Genomic DNA, 26,450 nt, shown 5'->3' with positions numbered 1-26,450 from the left:
GCGACCGGGGATCGGTCGATTTGGAACAATCGTACACCTAACTCGTTTCCCTGAAGTTACTTATGGATAGGAACCTATCCAGCCTCCGTGCGCCCGAATCATAACATCTTCACCGATTCTGAACAACGAGAAATGCGGCCGATATTGTTGCCGAAGCCATCAGGATCGCAAGCTCATATTCGTGTGTAGGATACGCGCACGGGCCATCACCGATCACATACCATTCGCGTCGGAACTTCGCATTTCGGCATGACAAAAAGCCCCCTCAGATTAGCGAGCCTTGCGGAATGATCCCCGCAGGCTCCGGGAGGCCCATCGACCGCTGCTTGCAGGGCGGTCGATCTTAGTTAAAATGCACGGTTCGGCTTGTATGGGCATTTGCAACGAAACGACCTCGGACACCCGAAACCCGCGCGCGACACTCATGCAGTCACCGTCCGCGCTTTTCATGTCAAGAATCAGCCCTTGGAGAGAAATCACTCGATGATTGAAACCAATATGGACCTCGGCACACTACTGAAACTCCCGGAACTCGACGCCGCCGGCTACACGGCCCTCAAAGAGGCCGCCTTCGGTTCGCCCGACGATGTCGATCGATTTGCCGGAATGCTCAGTGGCCTCCTGCGCGCCGCAGAAGCCGGCGGAGAGAATTCCGCGGCCAACGCCCTCAAGGCGGGCCTCTGCCTGCTGCTCGTCGGAGATACCGCCGTCGCCGCGGACTGGCTTGAGAAGGCCAAGCCCTCGGCCCTTCGCAGCTACCACCTCGGCGTCGCCCATCGCGACCTTCGCCGCTTTTCAACGGCTGCGGAGCACTTCACCGCGGCCGCGAACCAGGGATGGGACAAGCTCGAGTGCGATTGCGCCCGTGCGGAGTGCCTCCTCCTCGCCGGCGACGTAGCCGGCGCCACCGCCATCCTCGACGCCAACAAGTCGCACGGCACAGCTTCGGCCGACTGGAATTATCTCAAGGGCCGCATCCGTCAGGAACAAGGCGAGCTCATCGGGGCCATCGAATCGTACGAAGCCGCTCTCGCCATCAACTGCGACCACGCTCATGCGATGTTCCGCCTCGCTTACCTGCTCGACTTGCATGGAAGCGATCAGAACGCCAGAGAACTCTACTTCCGCTGCAGCGAGCTCCCCTTCGTCTATAGCCATGCCCTCATTAATCTCGCCGTGATCCTCGAAGACGAATGCAAATACGACAAGGCCGCCGACTGCCTGCGACGCGTCCTCGCCGTCAACCCCAACAATGCCCGGGCACAACTCTATTACAAGGACGTCCTCGCCTCGCGCAACATGTACATTGACGAGCACCAGCTCAAGGTTCAGGAAAAGCGCGATGCCGTTCTGGATATTCCGGTCAGCGACTTCGAGCTCTCGGTCCGCAGCCGAAACTGCCTCAAAAAGATGAACATCAACACCCTCGGAGACCTGCTGCGCACCTCCGAAGCCGACCTTCTCTCGTATAAGAACTTCGGCGAGACCTCTCTTCGAGAAATCAAGGCCATGCTCGCCCAAAAGGGCCTCAGCCTCGGCCAAAACGCCGACCAGAAACCCGGCGCCGCCCCGGCAATGCCCGCCGCCGATCCAACGATGTTCCCCGATGCAAACCCCGAAGTGCTCTCCCGCTCCGTCAACACCCTTGAGCTTTCCGTGCGCTCGCGAAAATGTCTCCAGCGCCTCGGGATCAACACCATCGGCGAACTCGCTTCCCGGTCCGAGCAGGAACTTCTCGAGTCCAGAAACTTCGGCCAGACCTCGCTCAAGGAGCTTCACAATAGGCTTACGGAAATGGGCCTCGGCTTCCGCCCCGATTCCTGATGAATGACCGATCCCCGTTCACGGCCGTCGCGAATAGTCGACCCTATCATCCGGTCGAGCACGCGGCCTTCAGTGAGTCGCTTTTCTGGAACAAGTCGCCCCCGATAAGGAGCCACTCACTTGTTACCTCCTTCCGGTTCACGACGCAGATTTGGGCGAGTTGCCCGCGTGATTAAGGGCGCCGGCCCCGCAGCCACCCTGGGCATCTTCCTCGCCTCGTTCACACTGCTCTTCGTCGGCTGTCTGAGTTTGACCGAGTCGCCGTTCTGGCACAGCCCCGCTCGGGAAGAAAAGCCGATCGAACCGGTCGTCATGGACCGTCTCATCCGCGTCCGCCTTTTTGGCCGAAAGCCCCACCCCTCCAAAAAAATGTCGGTCACCGCCCCGTTTACCGTGATCGAAACCTCGACCGGCAATCCCGTCGCCGAGGCCATGCAACCCATCAACGGCGCGACGATTCGACCCGCCGCGGGAACCGGCCTCGAACTGGGCGATCGCCGCTTTGCCTCCGACGACATCCTCATCACCCCCTCGCGCGACGCCGCCCTCGTCATCGACGATAAAACCTACCGCGGTGCGCTCCGCGTTCAGCGGTCCGGCGCCGGCCTCACATTTACCAACCATGTGGATATCGAGTCGTATCTCCGCGGCGTGCTGCGCGGCGAATTGCCGCGATACTTCCACATCGAGTCCTTCAAGGCCCAGTGCGTCGCCGCCAGAACCTACGCCCTCTACACCAAGCGATTCAAGCCCGCAGGTTCCACCTTTGATGTCTACGATGACGAAGGCAGCCAGGTCTATAGCGGCGTCTCGGTGGAGGACGCCACGTCCGCGCGCGCCGTGGACGAAACGCGCGGCGAGGTCTGTTCATATGACAACGCCGGAAAACAGGACATCTTCTGCACCTACTACTCATCCTGCTGTGGCGGCCTTTCACAACACGTGAACAACGTGAAGCCCAGAGACCCAAACGTCCCCCCACTGGCCGGCGGCGTCGTCTGTCGCGACTGCTTCGTCGCCCCGCGCTATCGCTGGGATCCCGTCACGATCAGCCGCGCAGAGCTCACCCGCAAGATCGTCGCACGATACCCCACCCTCAAACGACTCGGCATGATCGTCGATGTAAAATCCCACAAGATGAACGACGCCGGCCGACACATCACCATCGACCTGGTCGGATCGGGCGGAGATCAGGAAACACTCATCGCCGAGGATTTCCGCCTTTCCATCGGCGGCCGACTTCTCAAATCGACCAACTTCAAAATCGAGAAAACCAAGGACGGCTTCCGATTCACCGATGGCAAGGGTTTCGGCCACGGCATGGGCCTCTGCCAGTACGGCATGGAAACCAAAGCCCGCCAGGGAATGGGCTACCGGCAAATCCTCGCGACCTACTACCCCCACTCCACGATCCAGAAAATCTACGATTAATACCGCTGACACTGAGCATGCGATGCCGGTAATCGCATGCCGCAGCCGGCGCCCGCCGTCTTCCCGCCCCCATTGCCCCCAAGACTCACAACGATAAACTGTTGCTCGGCTCATCGCCCCCGGGAGCGTCTGGATGATGCGCATTTCATTTTCGACTGAATCTCGGCGCCGCTCTGTCCGCGGCAGACTGCGCGGCATCGCAATCGCCGCGACTCTCGCCGCCCTGCCCGGCTGCGTCGAGCGTACCATCTCCATCAACACCGAGCCGCAGGGGGCCACCGTCATCCTCAACGACCAGGAAGTCGGCAAATCCCCCGTCAAAGTGCCTTTCACGTGGTACGGCGACTACGACATCATCCTCCGTAAAGAGGGCTACGAAACCTTGAAAACCAACAAGCGACTGCGTGCCCCCTGGTACCAAACCCCCGGCATCGACATCATCTCCGAAGCCCTCGTACCTTTCACGATTCACGACGATCGCGAACTCGATGTCTTTGTAATGAATCCTCGACAACCCATTGATAAAGGTGCTTTGCTTCAGTCAGCGGCCGAACTGCGACAGCGCGCCACCGGCTCATCGGCCGAGTAACCGGGCATTCCAGTCGGCGTGCCCCTCCGGTTTGCGACGCATTCTGCCGCCATCATTGCCCAAGGAGGAACAACCAAGTGAACAGAACGCTCCCGGCCATCCTCTTCCTCATCACATTCTTGATTTCCGCCCTCCCAGGCCGGAGTCTCGCCGTCAGTGGAACGCCCACATGGTTTGAGTCGCGCGTCGGCACCGCCCCGGTCGGCTCATTCGTCTCGTCGCCGTCGCTCGCCTTCGATCATTACGGCACGCCTTCGGTATCCTGGTCACAAGTCGCCGACGGCAGCGGAACTAACATCGTCCGCCATTCGCAGTTTGCCGGCCTCGGCCTTTGGACCAGCCGCGACGTGGCGTCCGGCACGGATATCGCCCTTGTAACCAGCCTGGCATTCGATCGTGCCGAACGACCGACCATTGCCTGGATCAACAACAACGGCAATCTCGCCGCCAGCTTCAATGGCGGCGCTGCCCAGGCCTTTGGCGTCAATGCCGCCGTCGTGACACCCGCACTCTCCATTTCCTACGACCTCGCTGGAAACCTCCGCGGCGCCTACGCGAAAACCACGCCCGGCAATTTCTTCGACATCAGCTACACCGGCGGCACATTCTCCACCCTGGACATGACCACAATCTCCGGCGTCTCGTCGATCATTGATGCCGCCTTGATCGCTGATGGCAGAGGCCTCCGGCAGGTCGCCGCCCGCGCAAATCTCTCCAGCGGCGGCCAGGCAATCATGATCGCTTCGGAGCCCTCAATCCCCGGCCCTTGGGCATCCGGCCAGCTCATCGCGGCCGACAGCGTACTCGGCGTCGATATCAAGATGGACCCCGCCGACGGTCGCGCGGCCCTCGTCTACACCACCTTCAATAACACATCGCAGACCTCCAAACTCCTCTATTCAAAGTTCAACGGCTTCGGCATGGTCACCACCGAAATCTTCTCCTCAACATCTCAGCGCTTCGAAGACGTTTCGCTCTCATTCGACCTCTCCGACGGCCAGCCGGCCATCGCCTACGAGCGCCGCGTCAATATGTCCGGCGCCCAGGAGCTGCACTTCGCCTATCGCACTCCCGCGCTCTCGTGGCAAACCAGCCTGGTCGACGCGATGGTCGCCCTCGACGCTCCCGGCGGAAGGCCGCGACGCCCTTCACTTGCATTCGATGACTATGGAACAAGCTGGCCCGCCATCGCCTATATCGACGCCGACGGCGGCCTCAATGTCGCGTTCGATCCGCCCGCGCCGGAACCGCAGACGATCCTCCTTCTCGCCCTGGCGGCCTCCTTCCTTCCGCGCCGACGCATCACTCATTGGTCGTAGTTCGTGATAAGGCGGCGTCAGTTCGCCGTCGCCGGGCCGGCGAGCAATGGTTTGCAAGATTCCGGCCCCGCGCTTCGCGTCAGCCATCCGGTGTTGCGGAGCGAAATGAACGCGTACGGTATGATCCACCACAAACAGCTTACCCACACAAGCTCGTACACGATCAGCCAGACCCAATCCGTGTCGCGCTCGTTGAGGTAATAAATCACCGCCACACTCAATGAGTACACCATCACCGCAAGAAACTGATTCAACGCATAGCCGTCTCTCGTCACAAGCAGCATGATGCTGCCCACGGCAAAGATCGGCGGCAATACGAGCGAAAGCGTCGCCAGTAACATGTTCAGGCGAAACGTATTGACAAATGCCCCGCGGAACCGCCGAAAGAGAAAACCAAACAGCACGACCGTCTCGCGAATGTTGCTCCGCGCCCATCGCAGAAACATCCGGCACATCCCCGCAAACGTCTCCGGCATCTTGCTGAATACCTTCGAGTTTCCCTGGTACGCCGTCAGCCAACCCTCGCGCAGGAAAAGATTCGTCATCGCCCGGTCCTCGCCCGTCGTACAGGCCTGACCGAGAAACCGCTGATTCACCCACTCATCCGCGACCTCGCGGACAAAAGCCGCGCGGTAAAACGACAGCGCGCCGGGCGTGCAAAACACCCCGCGAAACTCGTTCTGATACGCCCGGACGAACTTGAACGACAAGCTGAAGCTGCACTTGAGAAACCGCGTAATCAGGCTCGTCCGCGGGTTCAGTACCTCGACGCAGCCCGCGACACAGCCCACGCGCCGGTCTCGAACCAGCGCCGAAACGCCGTTGCAAATCGCATCGGGATGCAAAAGACTGTCTGAATCCACCGTCACGAACACCTCGGACCGCCCCCGCGAAAAGCCCAGGTGCAGCGCGTGTCGCTTGCCCTTGTTGGTGACGTGCCGCAGAGTCGTCACCTTGATTCGGCCGCCCACCGCCCGCGCACCGCGCAGGATGTGCAACCATGAATCGTCCGTGCTGCCGTCGTCGACGACCACAAGCTCCAGTCGCCCGGCAGGGTACCGACTCGCCACCACCGACCGAATCGCCTCCGCAACCAGCGCCCCCTCATTAAACACCGGCATGACCACCGTCACGCTCGGCAGAGCCTCATCCGCAACAGCCGCCATCGGCCGATACCGTCGCCACATCCAAAGCCGCCAAATGAGCACGGCATACATGAACGAACCATAAACAAGTGTCGCACTCCACGCCGCGCTTCCAAAGGTGCTCGACGATCGACCGATCCGCCCCCATGAAATCCCCGTCCGCGCAATGACCATCGCGCTGACCACGCCCAAGCACACCAGCACCACGGCCTTTATCGCGTTCTCGCGCGCCGTCCCGGCCGCCTGCGCTTCAAGCAGCAGCGGCGATGGCTCCGCCGCGCCGCGCCCCTCAGCCGAGCCCGCGCCGCAAACCCGATCCCGCTCCCCGGGCCCGGAACAATCGAGGCGACCAAGCGTTTCCTGGATGAGCGTCATGAATCGGTTTCCACGGGAATCGTAGCCGCCAACCGACGGCGGGCTCGCGGAGGACCCCTCCTCCGTCGAAACAGAGCGATGCCCCCGCCAGGCCCAATCCACACTGATGAATCCCATGTATGCCATCGGTTGGTTTAGACCTGCCATTCGTATGAAGGTTAGCTTAGAACTAACAGGCACTTATTGCATCAGCGACGCGCAGATTATGAACCCCACGGCCCCCAATCAGCACCATTCCCGGCCGCAGACAATTGCCCCGCAAGCCCCGCTGTGATACTTCTTCTCCAGTTCCGAATCCGGGGCATTGCGCCATGAACCACATCGCCAAGCCGGGCAAGGCGCACGACTTCTCCAGCCACGACCTCCATCGCGCCCGGCTTGCCTCAATTCTCATCTGCAGTGCGTGCGTCGTTCTTCTGGGGGCAATGCCTCTCCGCGTGCCGCTCCACAGTCCCGGTGCCCACAAAACCCTCGTCGCAAAGGGCATTGACCCCAACACAGCACATTGGTTCGAGCTATCCCAGCTTCCTGGCATCGGCGAATCACTGGCCCGTCGAATCATCGAGTTCCGAGTCCACGGAGAATCCAACCCGACCATCTCAGGCCCCATCTTCCGCTCGGCCGCCGACCTGGACCCGATTTCCGGCATGGGAGAAAAGACCATCCGCCGTCTTCAACCCTTCCTGAGGCTCCCAGACGCCGGAAATTAGCCTGCCGTTGACAGCCGGAGACGCTGGGGATAGTTTGGCCAGCCGTCCCGATAAGCAAGCGCTCATTTGCAGAGAAGCACGCCTCATGTCCATTAAGGATTGGTCAGACGAGATTATCCTTGCCGAATTGCAGGACGACCCCCTGTTTTCCGACGACCTAAATGCTCTTCAGGAGGCCGTCGAAAAGCGACCCAAGGCCCATGTCGTCCTCGACTTCCGGGGCGTCAATTTTCTTAACTCCTCGAATATCGCCAAGCTCTTAAAGCTCCGAAAGTCCATGAATTCACATAAGGCCGAACTTCGCCTCTGCGGGATAAACACCGGCGCCTGGGGCGTCCTTCTGGTCACCGGCTTGGACAAGATTTTCGAGTTCTGCGACGACGTCCCCAGCGGTCTGGCCAGCATCCAGATCCAGGGCTGATTTCGCGCCCGCCTCCGCTCTTCCGCCCAACTACTCAAAGCCACGCGCAGCATTCGCTCACGGCCTCAAGAATCGATCCAATTCATCCCGATATCCTTACGTTGCACCGCACCAGTGTTCGGGGGCCAAAGCATGTGCCGGCGCCCGCCGCAACGCCGGATGAAATCGCTGTTCTTGGGCGAATTGGTTCGGAACTCCTTGCGATTTCGCTGCGTATCCGAGTAGGATGCGACGAATCGAGGGGGCGGCGGCGGGGATGGGCGTCCCTGGCATGCGGCGGCGCAGCCCTTTTTCGCTCCCGTCTCGGAGCGCAAAGGAAATTCACATTGATTCGCCGCTGCAAAGCCCCGGGCGGTCTCACATGGAGGTGGGCCAGCATGTCAAGCGTTGTAGGCCCCTCACGGATGTCCCTGGATACTTCTACCCTCTCCGGCTCTCGTCAGCTTCGTAACGCTCAGCACCAGCACTGGTCCGGCCCCTACGCCGGAAAACGCGTCCACCTCATCGGCATCGGCGGCTCCGGCATGTCCGGCCTCGCCGGCGTCCTGCTCAGGTGCGGCGCCGTGCTCAGCGGCTCGGATCGCCAGGGATTTAAGGCCCAGGGCCGTCTCGAAGAACTCGGCGCTGCCATCGCCGTCGGCCACGCACCCATCAACGTCCCCTCCGACTGCAACATCGTCGTCGCCTCCGCCGCCGTCAAACGCGACAACCCCGAATACGCCGAAGCCGTCCGCCGCGGCCTGCAGATAATGACCTACGCCCAGATGCTCGGTCAGGTCATGAAGCTACGCACCGGCATCGCCGTTTCCGGCACCCACGGCAAGAGCACCACCACCGCACTCGTCGCCTTCATCCTCCGCCACGCCAAGGCCGATCCGACCTTCGTCGTCGGCGCAGACGTCCCCCAGCTCGACGGCTCCTCCGCCGTCGGCGACGGCGCACACTTCGTCGCCGAGGCATGTGAATACGACCGGTCATTCCTCAATCTGTTCCCGCGCTACGCTGCGATTCTGAACATCGAGGAAGACCACCTCGACTACTTCCACGACATTCACGACATCATCACCGCCTTTCGCGGATTGGCCGAGCTCGTGCCCGGCGGCGGCGCCGTCATCGCCAACGGCGAAGACGTAAATGTCACAGCCGCCCTCAAAGGCATCGCCGCCCCCGTTGAGACTTTTGGAACTTCCAATGGGCTCACCTGGCGCGCCGTCGACATCCGTTCCATCGAGGGCTGCTATCAGTTCACGATCCTCAAGGATGGTCGCCCTTTTACCGCCGTGTCCCTGGATCATCTCCCCGGCCGCCACCAGATCTCCAATGCCCTCGCCGCGACCGCCCTCGCCCATCACGCCGGCGTCACCCCGGGTGTCATCGCATCGGCACTCTCGAAGTTCGCCGGCGCGGCCCGGCGGCTCTACAAACGCGGCGAAGCCGGCGGAATCCTCATCCTCGACGACTACGGCCACCACCCCACCGAGGTCCAGGTCACCCTCCGCGCCGTCCGCGAGCACTACCCCAACCGAAAGCTCTGGGTCATCTTCCAACCGCACCAGCACTCCAGAACCCGCTTCCTCCTCGACGACTTTGCCCGAAGCTTCGGCCAGGCCGACCACCTCCTCGTCCCCGACATCTACTTTGTCCGGGACAGCGAGGCCGAGCAGAACGCCATCTCCAGCCGCCACCTCGTCGAACGTGTCTGCGCCAACAACTGTGACGCCAAGTACCTTCCCGGCCACGAAGAAATCGTCGAATATGTCGCGACCCACGCCCGATCGGGCGACGTCGTCATGACCATGGGCGCCGGAGACGTATGGAAAATCGCCGATGAACTTGTTCGACGACTTACCTGAGAGCGTATGCCGGCGGAATGTCCCGCTCGCCCCGCTCACCTGGTTTCACCTCGGCGGACCCGCCGAGTACCTGATCTCTCCGCAATCTGAAAGCCAGCTCGCCGCCGTCATCCGAAGGTGCCGCGATTCCGGCACACCCGTCCGGCTCCTCGGCCTCGGCGCGAACATTATTGTTCCCGATGAAGGCGTCACCGGCGTCGTCATTCGCCTCGACGCCGGCGAATTCGTTGACACGCGCGTCGAAGGCTCGCGCGTCTTCGCCGGCGGCGGCGTAGACATGACCAAGCTCATCCGCAAGACCGTCCGCCTCGGCCTCGCTGGCCTCGAGAATCTCGCCGGAATCCCCGGCACCGTCGGCGGCGGCATCGCCATGAATTGCGGCGGCCGCTACGGCGAAATCGGCGCCGTCGTCCAGCGTGTCCGCGTCGCAGGCCCCGACGGAAAGCTCTACGACCGCGATCACGACGACCTCGAGTTCGGCTATCGCCACTGCTCCCTCGGCGCCGACTGCGTCACCAGCGCCGTCTTCGAGCTCCACGAAGTCGATCCCGCCGATCTCGAGCTGCGCTTCCGCGAAATCTGGATGTACAAGCAAAACACCCAGCCCCCCCTCGGCGCCCAGAGCGTCGGTTGCATCTTCAGAAACCCCAACGGCCGGTCCGCCGGTGAAATCATCGACCGCGCCGGCCTCAAGGGCATGCGCCTCGGCAGCGCCTATGTCTCCGATCGTCATGCCAACTTCGTGCTCGCCGACCCCGGCGGCCGAGCCTCCGATGTCATCAATCTGATCCGCCTCGTCGGGCAGCGCGTCGAGGATCAGTGCGGCATCCGATTGGAGCCGGAAGTCAAAATCTGGTAATTCCGCGCCGCCCGCGGCGCGTTGATCGCCATCGACCGGAGGTCGATGGTGTATATTTGAAATGAAGGGAGTCCCAACGTGGCCGCAACCAGCATTCGATTCGACGCCGGCAGGATACTTCGAGCCGCCACCAACCAGAAGCTCGCCGTCACCGTCCTCGCCGGAGGCCCCAGCGGTGAACGCGACGTCAGCCTCACCAGCGGCCGCACCGTCACCGCCGCCCTGGAGCAGATGGGTCACAGTGTCTATCTCGAAGACATTGCCCCCGAAAACCTCGGCGCCCTCGCCCGTACCGTCGATTGCGTCTTCATCGCCCTGCACGGCCGCTTCGGCGAGGACGGCGATGTCCAGGAAATCCTCGAGCGCCGCAACATCGCCTTCACCGGCTCCGGCAGCGACGCCTGCGCCCTGGCGATGAATAAGTATCTATCCAAAAAGAAGTTCGCCGAGTTGGGCCTGCCGACGCCGCGATACGACATCGCCACCCGCGACACCGTCCGCGAGGCCATGGCCGCGTGGAGCCTGCCCGTCGTGGTGAAGCCCGTCAAAGAGGGCAGCAGCCTCCATTGCCACATCGTCCGAGATTTCGAGCAGTTCCGCCCGGCCATCGACGACGTCCTCGCCGCCTATGGCGACGGCATGGTGGAGGAGTACATCCCCGGCAAGGAGATCACCATCGGCATCCTCGGCGATCAGGCCCTCCCCCCGATCGAGATCCGCACCCGCCGGGACTTCTACAACTACGACGCCAAATATGTCGATGAAGATACGGAGTACGTCTTCGACATCGACCTGCCCAGTGACCTCCTGGAGCGGATGGAGCAACTCAGCCTTGAGGCCCACGTCGGCCTGGGCTGCCGGGATTTCTCCCGGGTCGATTGGCGCGTGGACACTGACCGCATGGAGCCCTACATCCTTGAGGTCAACGTCGTCCCCGGCATGACCAGCCATTCCCTCCTGCCGAAGGCCGCGGCAAGGGCGGGGGTTCCGATGCCGCAGATGTGCCAGTTTTTGATCGATTCGGCGATCCGGCGGAAGTTCGCCAGATAGGCCGATCGGCTCGCTCGCTTTTTACGGGGCACGGTTCCATTGGGCAGATCGTCCAAAAAATCCAAAAGCGCTCCTAATCCCGTCCTCGCCTCATTGGCGGAGCGATGGGAGCGCGTCCATTCCGCGCTCGCCGCCTGGCCCGCCAAAAGGTGGATCAAGCTCGTCCTCATCCTGCTCATTCCCTTGGCCGTCGGCTGGTCGCTCTCCCGGCTGGAGAATCGCGTCCATGCCTTCGCCGCTTACGACCGTCCGCTGAGTCTCAAGTGGGTCGAGCTGCCGCCGTGGCTGCGCCTGCCGGAAAACCGCCACGTCCTCGACAGTCTCGCCCGCACCCTCGATCTGCAATCCACCGATCGCATGCTCGACCGCTCCCTCGCCGAGCGCCTCGGCGCCGCCCTCGCCGATCCCGGCATCGGCTGGGTCAAGTCGGTCGATCGCGTCCGCATCGATCCCTCCGGCGAGGTGACAATCAAGTGTCACTTCCGCATGCCCGCCGCTTGGGTCCAGCATCGCAAGGTCGGCTACCTCGTCGACGCCGAAGGCGTCCGCCTGCCGGGCAGATACGACATCTCCGACTGCCGCTCGACGGCCATGCTGGTGATCGAAGGCGTCACCGGCTCGCCGCCGGAAATCGGCGCCCCCTGGCCCGGCGACGATCTGGCCGGCGCCCTCAATCTCGTCTCCCTGCTCGACGGCAGGCCGTTCCGCCATCAGATCACCAGTGTCCACGTCGGCAACTATCGCGGCCGGCGCGATCGCAGCCGCCCGCACATCGAGCTCGCCACCGACCTGCCCGGCAGCCGCATCTGGTGGGGCCGCCCGCCGGGCGAAGACGTCGGCACCGAAATCTCCGCCGATCAGAAGCTCATCCTGCTCGAGACCCTCTATCGCCAGTCGGGCCGCATCGACATGAACCGCTCCTACGTCGACATCATGACCTGGCCCGACCGCGTGGCCATGCCCAAGGTCATGCAGGCCCCCGCCCAAAGCCGCCTCCTCCGCGGCTGATCCGCCGCGATCGATCTTCGTTTGACATGCGTATCCGCGAGCCCCACCCCTCCCGGGTAGCGCGGGCATCCTGCCCGCGAAACCGTAGCGCCACCCCTTGTGGGTGGCGCGGCGCGAGCAAAAACACAAGGTGACATAAGGTGACACAAGCCTTCGCGAAACGAGCGCAACTCGTGCGGCAGTCGCGTGTTGGGGCGATGCGCGAAAAAGGTGAAAAACAGGCCAAGGGGCCCGGGGTAAACGCAAAGACCGCGGCACTGATTGAGCCGGCGATTGGCCTTGATTGTGATCGGGCATCCGGATTCTCTGGTACCGCTTGCGGACGCGCGCGGCCCCAATCGCGGAGCACTCCAAGCGCACAAAAACCCAGGTGACAATAGGCGAAAAAAATTTGGGCGAACGCTTGCAACTCGCGCGGCACGCATGTGTTGGGGCGCTTCGCGAAAAAGGTGAAAAACAGGGCGGGGAGGCCCAAAGTCACTTGGGCCAGAACTCTGATTGTGAATGTTCATCGCGCAAAATCTCGCGGGGCGTGAGCGGATTGATCTTCATTTATGCATTCTTGCTCCGCGTGCGCGCCAAATACGAACAAGAATTAGGGAGTACCGGCGGTTATTTGCTCGTTGATGCCCAGCTATGCATACTATGTGCGTCTGCCTAGGAGGAACCTAAGGGCAGTAGACCGCGCAGCCACGATTGGTTCGCGGATCGTTCCCTAGTCTGCTTTTGATCACTGCTTCGACACTTCGGCTGCGCGAGTAGCACGATGAACGCACGGCCCGCAAACGACGGCAAACCCTGGACGCGCGAACAGTTGATTCTCGCATTCGAGTTGTATTGTCGTGTGCCGTTTGGACGAATCACCACCCGCAATCCGCTCATTTGTGAGCTCGCCGCCCTCCTTGATCGCACACCAGCCTCCGTAACACGTAAGCTGGGAAACTTTGGTGCCTTTGACCCCGAGCTTGCGGCCCGAAAAGTGACCGGGCTTACCCATGGAAGTAAGCTCGATCGGGCCATCTGGGACGAGTTTCATAGCGATTGGGGTAAATTGGTCGTCAACGCCCACAAGCTTCGTCGCGAACGCGAACCGGTCAAGCGAAAGGTTGAAGAGTTGACCTTGCCAAGTGGCATGTCGGAAAGACTCGTCACCGCCAAACAGCGATTGCACCAGGCGTTCTTCCGCGAGGCCGTCATCAGTAGCTACAACAATCGATGCTGCGTCACCGGACTTCCGCTCGTAGAGTGTCTGATTGCAGGGCACATTGTTCCTTGGAGCGTGGACGAGCGGCGCCGCGCCGATCCAACCAACGGCGTTTGCATGTCGGCGACATTTGACCGCCTGTTTGACTCTGGGCTGCTGACTATCAATGACGACCTCACGCTTCGCGTAAGCAAGCGAGTCCGCGCCCTGAAGGACCTGTCAGCCAAAGAAATGGTGATCGCCCGGCACGGGCAGAAAATAATCCCACCATCCCGGTTCTATCCTGATCCCGATTGCCTGCGTTGGCACCGCGAAAACGTGTTTGATGCCGCTTAGTTCTCAATATCCCCACAAGGAGGAAGTATGGAATCGCTCTCAACCGCCGAACATGTCGAGCATCTTACTGGCGAGTATCGCGAGTTGGTTTCCGAGCTCGGCGATGCCCAGCGGAAATCGAAGCTTCGCGAGCTTCTTGTTCTCCGCTCAGACTGGACCAAAGAGGGCGCAGCTACCATTGTTCGACTCTCCCGGCGTTATGGCACTTTTGTTTTAGCCAACGCTCTTGCGCTTGCCGAAGCTCTGGACATCGAAGATGGGGATTGTGGCATCTAATTGCCGGGCCTACTCCTTGCGAGTCTCGTTAAGGGATTTGAGCCCCGAATGGGGCGTCGGATTGTAGCCACGGGTGGAGCATTGCTAAGGCGTCAGCCGATGCGATGCGCAACCCGTGGATAGGGATTGTTATTCATGATGAGCCCCGAAGGGGCGTTGGAGCGATTAAGTGTGGGGCAGGTGTCATAAACTCGGCACGAACGCACAAGTCCCCAGGAACGTCATACCAGACATCATGTGACGTGAGCAATAAATCAATCCGAACGTCATCTATGCGCCCGCTGATGAAATGCGCGATCGAAGTCCTCCTCCGCCCCTGGCCGGGGCGGGGCGCGCTGCGCGACCCTAACCACGGGTTGCGCTCAGCGGGCTTCGCCCACTCTCGCTCCACCCGTGGCTACATTCCGTCGCCCCTTGTCGGGGCTGAAGAAGGTGCTCGCAATGTCTCGCGCGCCTTCATAGCGTACACCATGGTTCGGGGCCGCGCATGCGCTGCGCGCCCCGAACCCCGCTACAAAACTTGAATTAACCGCCTGTTCCTCGCGTCACCTTCAAAAACGCGCCCCCAGCGCCTCAAGAGGCGCCCCCCGCGCGCCGTCCTCGCCCCCTTCAGCCACTCTCAGCAAAAAAAAGAAGGCCCGCGGACACGCATCCGCAGGCCTTCAAAAAATTCCCGGAAAGGGCGAGCCTGCTTCTTCCGGGCTTCTTGTCTCTCGCGCAGCCGCTCGTCAAAGCGCCGCGGCACTGCTCACTCCGCCAGCGCCTTCGCCGCGTTCGCCTCAATTGTCGCCTGCAGCTTGTCCGCCGTGGCGGCGTCGAGCCCGTAGGTCGAGAACCACACCCAGACCATCTCGCTCCCGCCGCAGTTCTCCATGTCGCAGCGGAAGTACGCGTTGTTCAGGTTTTTCACCGTCGCCGCGAAGGAGCGCGGCCGCATGTTGATATCAACGACGCCCTCGATGTGCTGATTCATCCCGACCAGCTCAAGCCGATACGCATCGCCTTCCTTGAGCCCTTCAATGCTCCCGCGAATGACCCGGCCCTCCGGACCGATGACGCGCGCGATCGCCTCCGCAGGGCTCAGCGAGGTCGGCTTGTTCACCCAGATGGCCCGCCGATCCTTGCCCGCGTGGTGCTCGAGGTAGTGCCGCAGGCCGCGCAGCTCAAAGGCCCAGCCGCGCGTCACGCCGTCATACTCGCCGTCCCACTTCGCGCCGACGCCGAAGCCCGAGTGCACGAGCCGCAGCGACGTCTTGCCGCCGCGCCCCTCGAGGAAGTAATCGACCGCCAGCGGCCGCGGGTCGCCGTCGGGAGCCGCGGTGAACGGCCAGCCGGTTCGCAGATGTTGGCCCGGCTCCCAGATCTCAATCGTGGACTCGCCCTCAAACGGCTGCCCCCACGAGACCCACATCGATCCGCCCTTGCCCGGCTTCACTTTCGCGTGAAGCGGAAACCATCGCGTCAACTCGTTTGCGTCCGTCAGTGCCTTCCACACGGCATCGACCGGCGCATGGATCTCCAGTTCCGTCTCGACCGTTCGCGTTTGCTTGACGCCCATGTTCGTCTCTCCGATTGGCCGTTCCCGGCTTCCCGCGGCCGGGCCCTTTCCCGGCGACTGCGCCGCCGCGATCACGCCAATGACCAGCGCCGGTGCGATTCCCAATTTCAACCGAATCATCTCAAAACCTCTCCGGCTCGCCGCAAAACCACTACTCATTCCAATCGCCGACAGGCGCTCGCGCGCTTACGCGCCCGAAGTCGCCGGCGGCGCAAACAATTCAGCAAACAGCCCGTCGAGCCGTTCCTGCAAGCCCGACACGTGCTCCTCGGGCAGTCCGTATATCGAGATCCACAAATTGACATCGCGCCGACAGAACAGGGCATTGTCGTCGATGTGAAGCCGCAGCCATGCATCGTTCCAGTTGGTCACGGTCGCGCTGAAGTCGATGGGCGGAGAAAACGAATCGACAATCCCCTCGAATCGGTCGCCGCTCGCCGTGGTCACTGCATAGCGCTCGTGGGCCGCGCGCGGCGCCGGATGCTCCACCACCACGAGCCCCCGCGGCCCCATGATACTGTTCCACGCATCGGCGACCGACATGTGCGGGATCGCCGCGCGGCAGACGACGCAGCGGCGCGGCGTCCCCCGATGCCTCTCCAGATAAAATTTGAGACCGCCGAGTTGAAAGTTCCACCCGCTGGACGTGCCGTCATAGTGCCCATCCCACGACGCCTCGCTCGAAAACCCCGAGTGCACCAGCCGCAGCACCGTCTCGTCCGACCGGTCCTCGAGGTGATAGTCGAGCGCCACCTGGAACGGCACTTCAAAAGGCATGCCCGGCTCGCCCGGCTTGGCGGCAGGCGCCGGCTCCATGTAGATCAGGCGCAGTCGCTTGTTCGGCTCCCACACGGCGATCGGCGTGTTGAACTGAAACTCGTTCTTCCACGACATCCAAACGGCCCCGCCTTCGCCCGGCGTGACTTTCGCCTCGAGCGGGAACCACCGCGTAAGCTCCTCCGCGTCGGTCAGCGCCTTCCAGACGACATCGACCGGCGCGAGGATGCAAATCTCCTTCTCAATCGATCGGGGGCCTTTTGATTCACTCACGATTCTTACTCCATATTGACGGAAGCATCAGCGGCGTCGCCCGCGTCGTCTTCCTGTTTCGTGATGGCGGGATACGCCCCCAGAAAAAATCGAAACAACCGCCCGTCCGGCGCATCGTCATGATGGTACTTGGCAACGAGCTGGGCGACGGAGTTCGCCAGTTCCTCGGAGAATGCATTGCGATCCGCGGCGCTGGCGAATCGCACGTCGGCCTGAAGATTGAGCGTGGCGAGTCGCTTCCCCGCTCGGGCAGCGCGCCGTTGCAATACGGCCATATCGCGAATCGTTCGCGCCGCGACAGCCACCATGTACGAAGCGGAAATGCGATCAGGAATCCGGCTCGGGTCGCTTGCCAAATCGCCAAGCGCCTCGGGACTGATGAGATAAGACCGCGCCGTCGCCTTCACCAGCCGCTCGACGCAATTGCCACGCTTGCGCTCGCCGGTGTACTGAACATAGCCCGCCTTCTCCAGCTCGCGAAGGTGATAGTTGAGCTTCTGCCGCGGGAGATTCATCTCCCGTGCCAGCGAGCTCGCGGACTTTTCACCGTCGAGCCGCCCCAGCAGCTTGAGGCGAATGGGGTGCAAAAGCGCCGCCGCCTGCTCGACCCCCTGAACCAGTTGAAGTGCCGCCTCAGCCATCCGAAGACTCCGAAAGACGCCCGCATAGGCGTTTCCAAGAAGATACTACGGAAAAATCTTATTGTCAAGACATAATTTATATTCAGTCAACCGGCAGTAGGGCGCCAACGGACGTAAACGCCGAAATTGCAATGCCCTATGGAATTAGAGATCGGGCGACGGCGCCGTTCAACTAACCGGCGTGCCCTGCACCGAGAGGCTGGTCGGAACCCACTTCCTCTGGAACATGCGAAACGCCTGGCGGATCCGCGTGGTGCGCAGGCTCTCGTCGATGTGCAGGCCGAAGCGCTCCTCGTCGCGCGGCGACTGAATCTTCGCCATGCGCTTCCAGCCCACGTTCATGCCGTGGATGAATGCGGCCGTCGTCAGGCTCCGCGTCCGCCACAGCGTGCGAAGCGTTCGTTTCCACACCCAGCTCTCACGGGCCGCAAGGTGTCGCAGTTCGAAGATCGCTTCGTCCAGCTTTTCCGCGGTCATGTTTCGCGGGTTGTAAACCGTCTCCACGAAGGTGTAGCGCTCCCAGTCCTGCGGATAATTCGTGGCGAAGATGCGGCCCTCTTCCACGTAACGGTCGTACATCTTGGTGCCCGGCAGCGGCGTGAGGTTGGTGATCTGGATCGTGTCGATGCCGACCTGCACGGCCTGCAGGGCGGTCGCCGCGACAGTGTTCTCGTCATCCGCATCGGCCCCGATGATGAAGCCGCCGAAGACGGAGATTCCCTCGCGCTGAAATCCGCGAACAAGCGTCTGGTATCGCTCGAGGTTCTTCCGATTGACGCCCTTGTGGAAGTCCTTGAGGTTTTCGCTGTTGAACGTCTCAAATCCGACGAGCATTCCGACGCAGCCCGCCTCGTTCGAAAGCGCCAACCCTTCAGGATCGTCACCCATGTTGATGGTCGTCTGGCTGAACCACAGTCGCGGCGCGAAACCCAATAGCCGCCGAACCGCGGGGGCCCGCTTAAGGGCGGCGGCGACACGGCTTCGACGATGGCCTTCCGCGATGATCTTGCGAAGGAGTTCCTTCGCCCAGATGGCGTGTTTCTCGCCGACCCCGAAGAAATTGTCATCGACCACGAACATGAACGGCTTGGTGGTCTTGAACCACTCGTCGATCACGTCCTCCATTCTTCGGCGGCGAATCGGCGCGCCGTTGAACTTCGTCACGCTGCAATACTCACACCCCACCGGACAGCCGCGCGACGTCTGAATCGCGGAGACATCGTACTCGCCGTTAAGGGGCTGGAGATCCTGCCGCGCCCGGCCAAAGCCCGTCGTCTCCAGGTCCGGCAGCGTGCCGTGGTAAAACTTCTGCAGATTGCCCGCGGCGGCGTCGGCGAGAATCTTCCCGAAAATCTCGTCGCATTCGCCGATCGCTACCGAGTCGAAGAACCGGATCGCTTCCTCGGGCATGGCCGAGGCGTGCGGCCCGCCGATGATGCAGGTGATGCCCTCCCGGTGACACTGTTCGGCAATCTCGTAGGCCCGCGTCGCGCCGCTGGTATAGGAGGTCACGCCGACAAGGTCGTAGTTCCCGCGGCGCACGCGCTCGTCGGTACACTCGGTGCCGAACAACTCGTCAATCAGATCGACGCTGTGCTCCGCGGGCACCAGTTGTGCGAGCACCTGAAGCGCAAGCTGGGGAATCTTACTGCCGATGGTGTGATAACCCTGAGTGCGCCTGGCAATGGGATTGATCAGGACGATTCGCATGGGAAATCTCGTGTGGAAACTGGTTCGATGACCCGGAGAGTGTAATCGCCCCACTCAAATCAGGATAGAGCGGCTATAATGTTCATTGTAGGTCCATCGAGCGCCCGCCCCGGCATGATTCCCACCCCCGAGCACGGCTGCTTTTCGATTGGGTACGATCGTCGATGAGGTCCAGGGTACCGTGGGGATTCGAAAGCGGATTGGCATGATTCAGGACGAAAAAGACCGATTAATCGCCTTTTTTGATGTCGAAAGCAACTGGTGCCGGGGCATGGATGCGGTGGATGCCGACGGCAACGCGGTACATTACGACGACGATGCCGCCGTCTCCTGGGACATCGTCGGCGGCCTTTGCCACCTGTTCGGCTGGAAACGGGCCTGCAAACTCTTTGAACCCATGAGCAGACATTTCGCGAAACGGCGCCACCTTGCGACGGCATTTCAACCCAATACCGAGATGGTGGCGATGTCGGCGCTGTTTGATTTCAACGATGATGATGGGACAACGCACGAATTATTCATGGATCGACTGAGGGGCCTGCCGGTCTGGCACGGCCGAAGCGCGCCGGCGCAGATCGTCGATTCCGACTCAAAAACGACGTATTAGCGGCGATTCGCTCCGTGCCGCCATGGGGCCGCGCCTTTTTGTTGGACTTCTCGCCGAATTCACACTACACTTTGCTCTGGTTGGTTCGACGACCGAGCTTTCAGGCAATGTGTCAAGTCTGACGACTTCTCGCTTCCTGCATTCTTCTCTCTCTCGCGCCTTTCCTCTTTGGTCCGGAATGTAGGACTCTTTCAATATCAATCCTGAAAGCAAAACGAACGGATTGATCGGCCCAATCAAAAAAAGGAAACGAAATGGGCAAGAAATTGTATGTTGGAAACCTCGGCTTCGACGTGAACGACTCTGATCTTCAGCAGTTGTTCTCCGCACACGGCTCGATCGTCAGTGCGCAGGTCATCATCGATCGCGACACAAACCGCAGCAAGGGCTTCGGTTTCGTCGAGATGAGCTCGGAAGGCGAGGCCAAGGCGGCCGTCGCTGCCCTGGATGGCAAAGACCACGCCGGTCGCGCCCTCAAGGTCAATGAGGCCAAGCCCAAGGAAAACCGAACTGGCGGCGGCGGCGGCGGTCGTCGCGATCGCTACTAACCACACGCAACACCGTTCATCGCGAAGAGGCCGGCGCCAGTCGTTGGCCTTTTCCCTTTTTTACCCCGCCACCCCGATTCTTCGAATCCGAGGGAGCCCGGCAGCCCTCCTTATCGGGCGAAAGCGGGGCTCCGAGGCAATCCCACAAGCCCGCTGAACTCCGCCAATGCCCCGGCCGTATGACAAGGTGTGGAGTGAGGGCCCTTCGCGTCCCGGTCGCCATCGTCATATAATATGGAAGCTTGGCCCCGTCCGGCGGCTGACCGATGAAAACGAAAGTCAGCCGCGGGGACGAGGGGCCCTAACCCGTCTTCACCTCGCCGGCGGCAATTCAGGAGATAGCCCGAATGTGCGGAATCGTTGGTTATACCGGCTTCAGGCAGGCGCAGCCCATCCTTCTCGAAGGGCTCAAGCGCCTGGAATACCGCGGCTACGACTCCTCCGGCATCGCCATCCAATCCAACGGCCACCTCAATGTGCGCAAGAAAGCGGGCCGAATCTCCGTCCTCGAATCGACCCTCAGCGCCGATGGCATGCCGGGCACCTGCGGCATCAGCCATACGCGATGGGCGACCCACGGCGCGCCCAACGATCTGAACGCCCACCCCCATGTCGACGCCAGCGGACGCATCGCCCTCATCCACAACGGCATCATCGAAAACTACCAAGCCCTCCGCACCTACCTCGAACACCGCGGCGTCGAGTTCAAAAGCGAAACCGACACCGAAGTCCTGGCCCAGCTCATCGGGCATTTCTACACCGACGACATTGAGTCGGCGGTCCGCGCCGCATTGCGCGACGTCCGCGGCACCTACGGCCTCGCCGTCCTCTGTTCCGAGGAGCCCGGCAAGATCGTCGCCGCCCGCAAGGGAAGCCCGCTCATCCTCGGCATCGGCGACGGCGAGTACGTCGTCGCCTCCGACGCCGCCGCCATCGTGCAGCACATGACCCAGGTCATCTATCTCTCCGACGGCGAGATGGCCGTCGTCTGGGATGACGGCTTCCGCACGACGACCCTCGACGCCCTGCCCGTCACCAAGGAAGTGACGGAGCTGGAGCTCTCCCTCGAAGACATCGAGCTCGGCGGCCACGAGCACTTCATGCTCAAGGAGATCATGGAGCAGCCCGAGTGCCTCTCCGACGGCATGCGCGGCCGCGTCAACGTCGCCGACGGCCGCATCCATCTCGGCGGGCTCGCCAACCAGACCCGCGAACTCGTGCAGACCAAGCGCCTCATCCTCACCGCCTGCGGCACGGCCTGGCATGCCGGTCTGGTCGGTGAATACCTCTTCGAGCAGCTTGCCCGCATCCCGACCGAAGTCGAATACGCCTCCGAATTCCGCTATCGCAACCCGACGATTGAGCCCGGCACGGTCGTCGTCGCGATCAGCCAGTCCGGCGAGACCGCCGACACCCTGTCCGCCCTGCGCGAGGCTCGCGAAAAAGGCGCGCTGGCCCTCGGCGTCGTCAATGCCGTGGGGTCCACGATCGCCCGCGAGAGCGACGCCGGCGTCTATCTTCACGTCGGCCCCGAAATCGGCGTCGCCAGCACGAAGGCCTACCTGGGCCAGGTGCTGGTCCTCACCATGATGGCCCTCTACATGGGCCGGCGCAAGCACCTGTCGCAATCCGAGCTGCTGTACTACCTGAAGGCCCTGGAGGCGATCCCCGAGAAGATCCGCAGCATCACCGCCCAGAGCCAGGAAATCCGCCGCGTCGCCGAGAGATATAAGGATGCCGAGAACTGGCTCTACCTGGGCCGGGGCTACAACTATCCCACCGCACTCGAAGGCGCCCTGAAGCTCAAGGAAATCTCCTACATCCACGCAGAGGGAATGCCCGCCGCCGAGATCAAGCACGGCCCCATCGCCCTCATCACCAAGGATATGCCCGTCGTCTTCATCGCCACGAAGAACAGCCAGTACGAAAAGATCATCAGCAACATCGAAGAGGTTCGCGCCCGTAGCGGCCGGGTCATCGCCGTCGCCACCGAAGGCGACACCGAGATCGCCCGTCTCGCCGAGCACGTCTTCTACGTGCCAGACGTCCCCGAACCGCTCCAGCCGCTGGTGACGATCGTCCCGCTCCAGCTCCTCGCCTACCACGCCGCCGTCCTCCGCGGCTGCGACGTGGACAAGCCCCGCAACCTGGCAAAGAGCGTCACGGTGGAGTAGGCCCGCCCGCGGCCCGTCCCGAAGCCCCCAATCGAGCTCGCGGCAACTGTCAAAGAGGACGAGTTGCTCCTACTCTTAATCCTAATCCTGCTCCCGCTCCTCGCCCGGTAGGGCGCACGATGGTAGCCAGTGGCTTCTAGCCACTGGTTAGCGAGCCCAACCACCAAACCCTTCCATTATTCCCGCGCCGCCCAGAGGGCGGACGATGCTCGCGGCGTTCGCTATCTACCGCGCGCACATGGAGCAAGAATCTCCTATGCAATGCTCACGCACACCGCCAACTTGCGCCCAGTTGTCTTGTCAGACATCGATACGGTCCCACCGCGCCGCGCCAGCCTGACATTCATTTCACTGTGTCACCTTCCCGGCACATTTTTCAAAGACTTACAAACGAACTCCCCCGAAATTTTCCGTGCCCATTCGGGCATACACCAGTCGTGTTTCACCTTGCCCGTTTTCACCAAAAACCGCCCAAAAGTCGCACTGCCCCAACTCGTGCCCGCCACAAGTGTTGGCACAATTTCCAAGGGCCTTGTGTCACCTTATGTCACCTTCGGTTTTGCAGCCCTTGCGCGCGGAATTCCAAGTCGGAGGAGGGGATGATCACAGCGAAATGTATGAATTTTGACGTTTTGACTTTTCGGCGTTTTGACGTTTATGCGTCGCCTTATGTCACCTTCGCAAAGCGCTCGCCGGGACCTGTTTTACTTGTTTGGCCCCGCGCCCTCGCAAGGGTTACAATCCCGCGCCATGAACTGTCCCAAGTGCCATTTCACCATCGAGGCCGACAGCCGGTTCTGCAAATATTGCGGCGCGTCTCTCGCCGCCGGGGCCGTCGCCGCGCCGGCCGCCCCGATGACGCCCTCAAACAGAGGATCGGCAGGCCCCTCCAGCACGCCGGCGACCGGGTCCGATCCGCTCACCGCCGCCGCGAAGGATGCCAAGTCCGGCGACCTGCACCGCGACCCGGCGATGGAAAAAGACGTATGGCAGGGCCGGCCCTCGTGGCGGGCATACTACGGCACCTGGTTTCTCTGGTTGGTGGCGGTCATTGTCTTTCTGGTTCTTGTGCATCGTTCAACGCTGCCCTCGGAGTCGCCCTGGAATTTGCGAAGCACCGCGTGGCTCATCGCCTTCGCGTCAGGCGTGGCCCTCTTCGTGCGACAGTTTCTCGTCATCTACGGCCAGCACTATCGGCTGACCACGCAGCGCCTGTTCATGAACCGGGGAATCCTCTCCCGCGTCACCGATCAATTGGAACTCGTCCGCGTGGAAGACGTTCGGCTTCGGCAGGGCGTCATCGACCGGCTGGTCAACACGGGCCGCGTGGAGATCGTCAGCAGCGACCAGACCGATCAGGACCTGACCCTCGAGTCCATCGCGGAACCGGCGCAGGTCGCCGAACACGTCCGCCGAAACGTCCGCGGCGCCCGCGGCAAGGGCTCGCTGTTTGTCGAGAATGTCTGACCAGTCATGATGGGCCGGCGCATGTAAGCTTGCCCGCTGGTTTCCTCCATGGATACCGAACGACGAATACAAACCATCTGCCTGCTCCTGCTCACGGCGTTCGCCGTGGGGGCGGCGCTCTATTTTCTGAGCCCGGTGCTGATCCCGTTTGTGCTCGCGGTCTTCCTGGTGTATTGCCTGACGCCGATCATCGATCTTCAGATGAAGTACTTTCGCATCGGCCGCACGGCGGCGCTGATCACCACGGTCCTGCTGGGGTCGGCGGTGGTCATTCTGCTCTGGGGCGTGGTGTGGGCCAGTGTCAGCGAGATGTCTCAGCACGCCGGCGAGTACGAAGGAGAGCTCGCCCATTTGCTCGACGATATCGCAGCCCGGCTGCCGGTGGAGCAAATGGGCATCGAGCCGGAGAAGCTCAAGTCGATCGTGACGGTCTCGCGCGAGTCGGTGCAGAAGCTGGCCGGCTCGCTGATTGGCTCGATCATGACCGTCTTTTCCAACGGCATGCTGGTGCTCATCTTCATGCTCTTCATGATGGCCGGCAAACGCACGCCGCCCCAGAGCGGGAGCATCCTCGAACAGCTCGAGACACAGATCAAAAGCTATCTCGTCACCAAGGTGCTGGTCTCCGGTGCGACGGGCATCCTGGTCGGCCTCGTCCTGAAGGTGATCGGCGTGCGATTCGCCCTGGCGTTCGGCGTTCTGACGTTTCTGTTGAACTTCATTCCAAACATCGGCTCGGTGATCGCGACGCTCCTGCCGCTGCCGGTCGTCGTGTTGAACCCGGAGCTGGGAACGTTCGCGAAGATTTTCGCGATCGTGATTCCCGGCGGCATTCAGATCGTCATCGGCAATGTGGTCGAGCCGCGGATGATGGGCAGGTCGCTCAACCTGCACCCGGTGGTGGTGCTGCTGGGCCTGATCTTCTTCGGCATGATCTGGGGGATCATCGGCATGTTCCTGGCAACGCCGATCGTCGCCCTGGTGAAGATCATCCTCGAGCGCATCGAACTGACGAAACCGCTCAGCAAGCTGCTCTCCAGCGGCCCGGACTGATCGTCTCGCCCTGGAATGCCGCTGTAAGTAAACTGCGTCGCCGAGAGGAGGCGGCATGTATCCGGTTCTCCTGATAGCGATGGTCTCCGGCGCGGCGGCGGGCTCCGCATTGGCGGGGGAGCTCTTTGCCCTGCGTCCGGGGCAGGTGCATTACTTGGTCGACGTCAACGGCGACGGGGACTATTTCGACTTCAACGAGTCGCGATTGTTCGCGGATGGTTTACCTGTGACGGCCGCGGCGATCTCGTCAACGGCGGAATCAGTCTTTGTCCTGGACCCAACCTCGCGTACGATCATTCGCCTGCGCGACGAGAATGGGGATTTTGACGCCCTCGATTTTGGGGAAATCCTTGCCTTCGCCGAACTGCCCGCCGGTCCGGCCGGTCCGACCGCCATCGTTTCGGCGGGCGATGACGCACTGTTCGTCGCGGACTCGGGCTGCGGGTGCGTATACGCCGTGCGCGACCTCAATCATGACGGGGACGCGCTGGATGCGCTTGAAGTGATGATTGTCGCAAACGGGTTGACCTCGCCGCAGTCGATCGCGTTGCGGCCGGACGGCGCGATGCTCGTTGCTCAGCAGTCTTTGCAGGTGCCGGTGCGGATTCTCGAAGACCGTAACGCCGATGGCGATTTTCTCGACTTTGCCGAGAACATCAGCTACGCGGAAAACTTCGCCGCGGGCACGGCTATCTGTGCCGAGTCCACGGCGAGGTCGCTTCTGCTGCGGCCCGGTGACGGAACGCTTCAACTGCTGGACGATTTGACCGGCGACAATGACGCGCTGGATTTCGCGGAGGTCAGGCTTTACGCCGAAGGGCTGTCGTCGGCGAGCGCGCTGGCGGCGACGCCTGACGGGGCTTTCGTTGCCCGAACGGGCGCGGCGGGAGGAATCTGGCGGGTGCGCGATCTGAACGCCGACGGGGACGCGCTCGATTTCGGCGAGGTCTTGATGGTCGCCTCCAGTCTCACCGACATTCGTGGGCTCGCCTTGAGATCGGCGACGGTCCCGTGCATGAAGGGCGACGTTGACGCAAATGGCGTCGTCAACATCGCGGACATTTCGCCAATGGTGAATGTGCTGCTGGGAATCGTCGTTCCCGCCGACCCCTGTCCATTGGATGTCAACGACGACGGGCTGCTCGATGGGCGCGACGTGCAGGCGTTTGTCGTTGAGCTGATGGGCGGTTGAAATCGGAGCCTTCTTCATCAGGCGACAGGAGGCCCCCGGCGAATCCCGTT

Annotated in this window: 23 protein-coding genes; 18 read left to right on the top strand and 5 right to left on the bottom strand. The window is 61.9% G+C overall.

Annotated elements, in window-relative coordinates; genetic code table 11:
• The first annotated feature begins 483 nt into the window (after window positions 1-483).
• The 4 genes from HS101_07820 to HS101_07805 all read left to right on the top strand — a co-directional run bounded on the left by HS101_07820 (window position 484) and on the right by HS101_07805 (window position 5,163).
• Window positions 484-1,824, top strand: coding sequence for a tetratricopeptide repeat protein (locus HS101_07820; GenBank protein ID MBE7506181.1), 1,341 nt, complete (start codon window positions 484-486; stop codon window positions 1,822-1,824).
• Window positions 1,825-1,992: 168 nt separating this feature from the next.
• Window positions 1,993-3,255: a SpoIID/LytB domain-containing protein gene (locus tag HS101_07815; protein ID MBE7506180.1), complete on the top strand. Its 1,263-nt coding sequence runs from the start codon at window positions 1,993-1,995 to the stop codon at window positions 3,253-3,255.
• Between the two features lie 133 nt (window positions 3,256-3,388).
• Complete coding sequence (locus HS101_07810; GenBank protein ID MBE7506179.1) at window positions 3,389-3,844, top strand: PEGA domain-containing protein; 456 nt, start codon at window positions 3,389-3,391, stop codon at window positions 3,842-3,844.
• Between the two features lie 77 nt (window positions 3,845-3,921).
• Entirely contained in the window at window positions 3,922-5,163 is a 1,242-nt protein-coding gene (locus tag HS101_07805) for a hypothetical protein (GenBank protein MBE7506178.1), read from the top strand.
• Window positions 5,164-5,180: 17 nt separating this feature from the next.
• On the opposite strand, the gene HS101_07800 is transcribed toward HS101_07805, so the two are convergent.
• Window positions 5,181-6,800: a glycosyltransferase gene (locus HS101_07800; protein MBE7506177.1), complete on the bottom strand. Its 1,620-nt coding sequence runs from the start codon at window positions 6,798-6,800 to the stop codon at window positions 5,181-5,183.
• Window positions 6,801-6,994: 194 nt separating this feature from the next.
• Between HS101_07800 and HS101_07795 the strand changes: the two genes are divergently transcribed.
• From HS101_07795 to HS101_07760, 8 genes are all read left to right on the top strand, one after another.
• Window positions 6,995-7,393 (top strand): helix-hairpin-helix domain-containing protein, encoded by a 399-nt coding sequence (locus HS101_07795; protein ID MBE7506176.1) that lies wholly within the window; start codon window positions 6,995-6,997, stop codon window positions 7,391-7,393.
• 85 nt (window positions 7,394-7,478) lie between these two features.
• Window positions 7,479-7,814 (top strand): STAS domain-containing protein, encoded by a 336-nt coding sequence (locus HS101_07790; GenBank protein MBE7506175.1) that lies wholly within the window; start codon window positions 7,479-7,481, stop codon window positions 7,812-7,814.
• A 377-nt stretch (window positions 7,815-8,191) separates the two neighbouring features.
• Window positions 8,192-9,667 carry a UDP-N-acetylmuramate--L-alanine ligase gene (gene murC / locus HS101_07785; protein ID MBE7506174.1) on the top strand — a complete coding sequence of 492 codons (1,476 nt, stop codon included), beginning with the start codon at window positions 8,192-8,194 and terminating at the stop codon, window positions 9,665-9,667.
• The gene (gene murB, locus HS101_07780; protein ID MBE7506173.1) at window positions 9,642-10,526 is read left to right on the top strand and encodes a UDP-N-acetylmuramate dehydrogenase; all 885 of its coding nucleotides are present in this window, start codon (window positions 9,642-9,644) and stop codon (window positions 10,524-10,526) included. Before murC ends, murB begins: the two co-directional genes overlap by 26 nt.
• 78 nt (window positions 10,527-10,604) lie before the next feature.
• Window positions 10,605-11,576, top strand: coding sequence for a D-alanine--D-alanine ligase (locus tag HS101_07775; GenBank protein MBE7506172.1), 972 nt, complete (start codon window positions 10,605-10,607; stop codon window positions 11,574-11,576).
• Window positions 11,577-11,615: 39 nt separating this feature from the next.
• On the top strand, window positions 11,616-12,584 hold the full coding sequence (locus HS101_07770; GenBank protein ID MBE7506171.1) for a hypothetical protein: 969 nt from the start codon (window positions 11,616-11,618) through the stop codon (window positions 12,582-12,584).
• Window positions 12,585-13,350: 766 nt separating this feature from the next.
• Window positions 13,351-14,124: an HNH endonuclease gene (locus HS101_07765; protein ID MBE7506170.1), complete on the top strand. Its 774-nt coding sequence runs from the start codon at window positions 13,351-13,353 to the stop codon at window positions 14,122-14,124.
• Between the two features lie 27 nt (window positions 14,125-14,151).
• Entirely contained in the window at window positions 14,152-14,400 is a 249-nt protein-coding gene (locus HS101_07760; GenBank protein ID MBE7506169.1) for a hypothetical protein, read from the top strand.
• Between the two features lie 748 nt (window positions 14,401-15,148).
• Here the strand turns inward: HS101_07760 and HS101_07755 are convergent.
• The 4 genes from HS101_07755 to HS101_07740 form a co-directional block, all read right to left on the bottom strand.
• Window positions 15,149-16,078 (bottom strand): SRPBCC domain-containing protein, encoded by a 930-nt coding sequence (locus HS101_07755; protein ID MBE7506168.1) that lies wholly within the window; start codon window positions 16,076-16,078, stop codon window positions 15,149-15,151.
• Window positions 16,079-16,144: 66 nt separating this feature from the next.
• Window positions 16,145-17,008, bottom strand: a complete 864-nt coding sequence (locus HS101_07750) for an SRPBCC domain-containing protein (GenBank protein ID MBE7506167.1) — start codon at window positions 17,006-17,008, stop codon at window positions 16,145-16,147.
• A gap of 5 nt (window positions 17,009-17,013) precedes the next feature.
• Window positions 17,014-17,649, bottom strand: coding sequence for a helix-turn-helix transcriptional regulator (locus HS101_07745; protein ID MBE7506166.1), 636 nt, complete (start codon window positions 17,647-17,649; stop codon window positions 17,014-17,016).
• A 168-nt stretch (window positions 17,650-17,817) separates the two neighbouring features.
• Entirely contained in the window at window positions 17,818-19,359 is a 1,542-nt protein-coding gene (locus tag HS101_07740; GenBank protein MBE7506165.1) for a B12-binding domain-containing radical SAM protein, read from the bottom strand.
• Between the two features lie 205 nt (window positions 19,360-19,564).
• On the opposite strand from HS101_07740, the gene HS101_07735 reads away from it, so the two are divergent.
• From HS101_07735 to HS101_07710, 6 genes are all read left to right on the top strand, one after another.
• Window positions 19,565-19,966 (top strand): hypothetical protein, encoded by a 402-nt coding sequence (locus tag HS101_07735; GenBank protein MBE7506164.1) that lies wholly within the window; start codon window positions 19,565-19,567, stop codon window positions 19,964-19,966.
• 254 nt (window positions 19,967-20,220) lie between these two features.
• Window positions 20,221-20,514 (top strand): RNA-binding protein, encoded by a 294-nt coding sequence (locus HS101_07730; GenBank protein ID MBE7506163.1) that lies wholly within the window; start codon window positions 20,221-20,223, stop codon window positions 20,512-20,514.
• 347 nt (window positions 20,515-20,861) lie between these two features.
• A complete protein-coding gene (gene glmS, locus HS101_07725; GenBank protein ID MBE7506162.1) occupies window positions 20,862-22,688 on the top strand; it encodes a glutamine--fructose-6-phosphate transaminase (isomerizing) in 1,827 nt (608 codons plus the stop codon).
• 750 nt (window positions 22,689-23,438) lie between these two features.
• On the top strand, window positions 23,439-24,155 hold the full coding sequence (locus HS101_07720) for a PH domain-containing protein (GenBank protein MBE7506161.1): 717 nt from the start codon (window positions 23,439-23,441) through the stop codon (window positions 24,153-24,155).
• A gap of 48 nt (window positions 24,156-24,203) precedes the next feature.
• Window positions 24,204-25,208: an AI-2E family transporter gene (locus HS101_07715; GenBank protein ID MBE7506160.1), complete on the top strand. Its 1,005-nt coding sequence runs from the start codon at window positions 24,204-24,206 to the stop codon at window positions 25,206-25,208.
• 55 nt (window positions 25,209-25,263) lie between these two features.
• Window positions 25,264-26,400, top strand: coding sequence for a hypothetical protein (locus tag HS101_07710; GenBank protein MBE7506159.1), 1,137 nt, complete (start codon window positions 25,264-25,266; stop codon window positions 26,398-26,400).
• Window positions 26,401-26,450: the final 50 nt, after the last annotated feature.

Source organism: Planctomycetia bacterium, from assembly GCA_015075745.1.
Taxonomy (GTDB): domain Bacteria; phylum Planctomycetota; class Phycisphaerae; order UBA1845; family UTPLA1; genus UTPLA1.
This window is presented reverse-complemented; position numbering and strand designations above follow the sequence as displayed.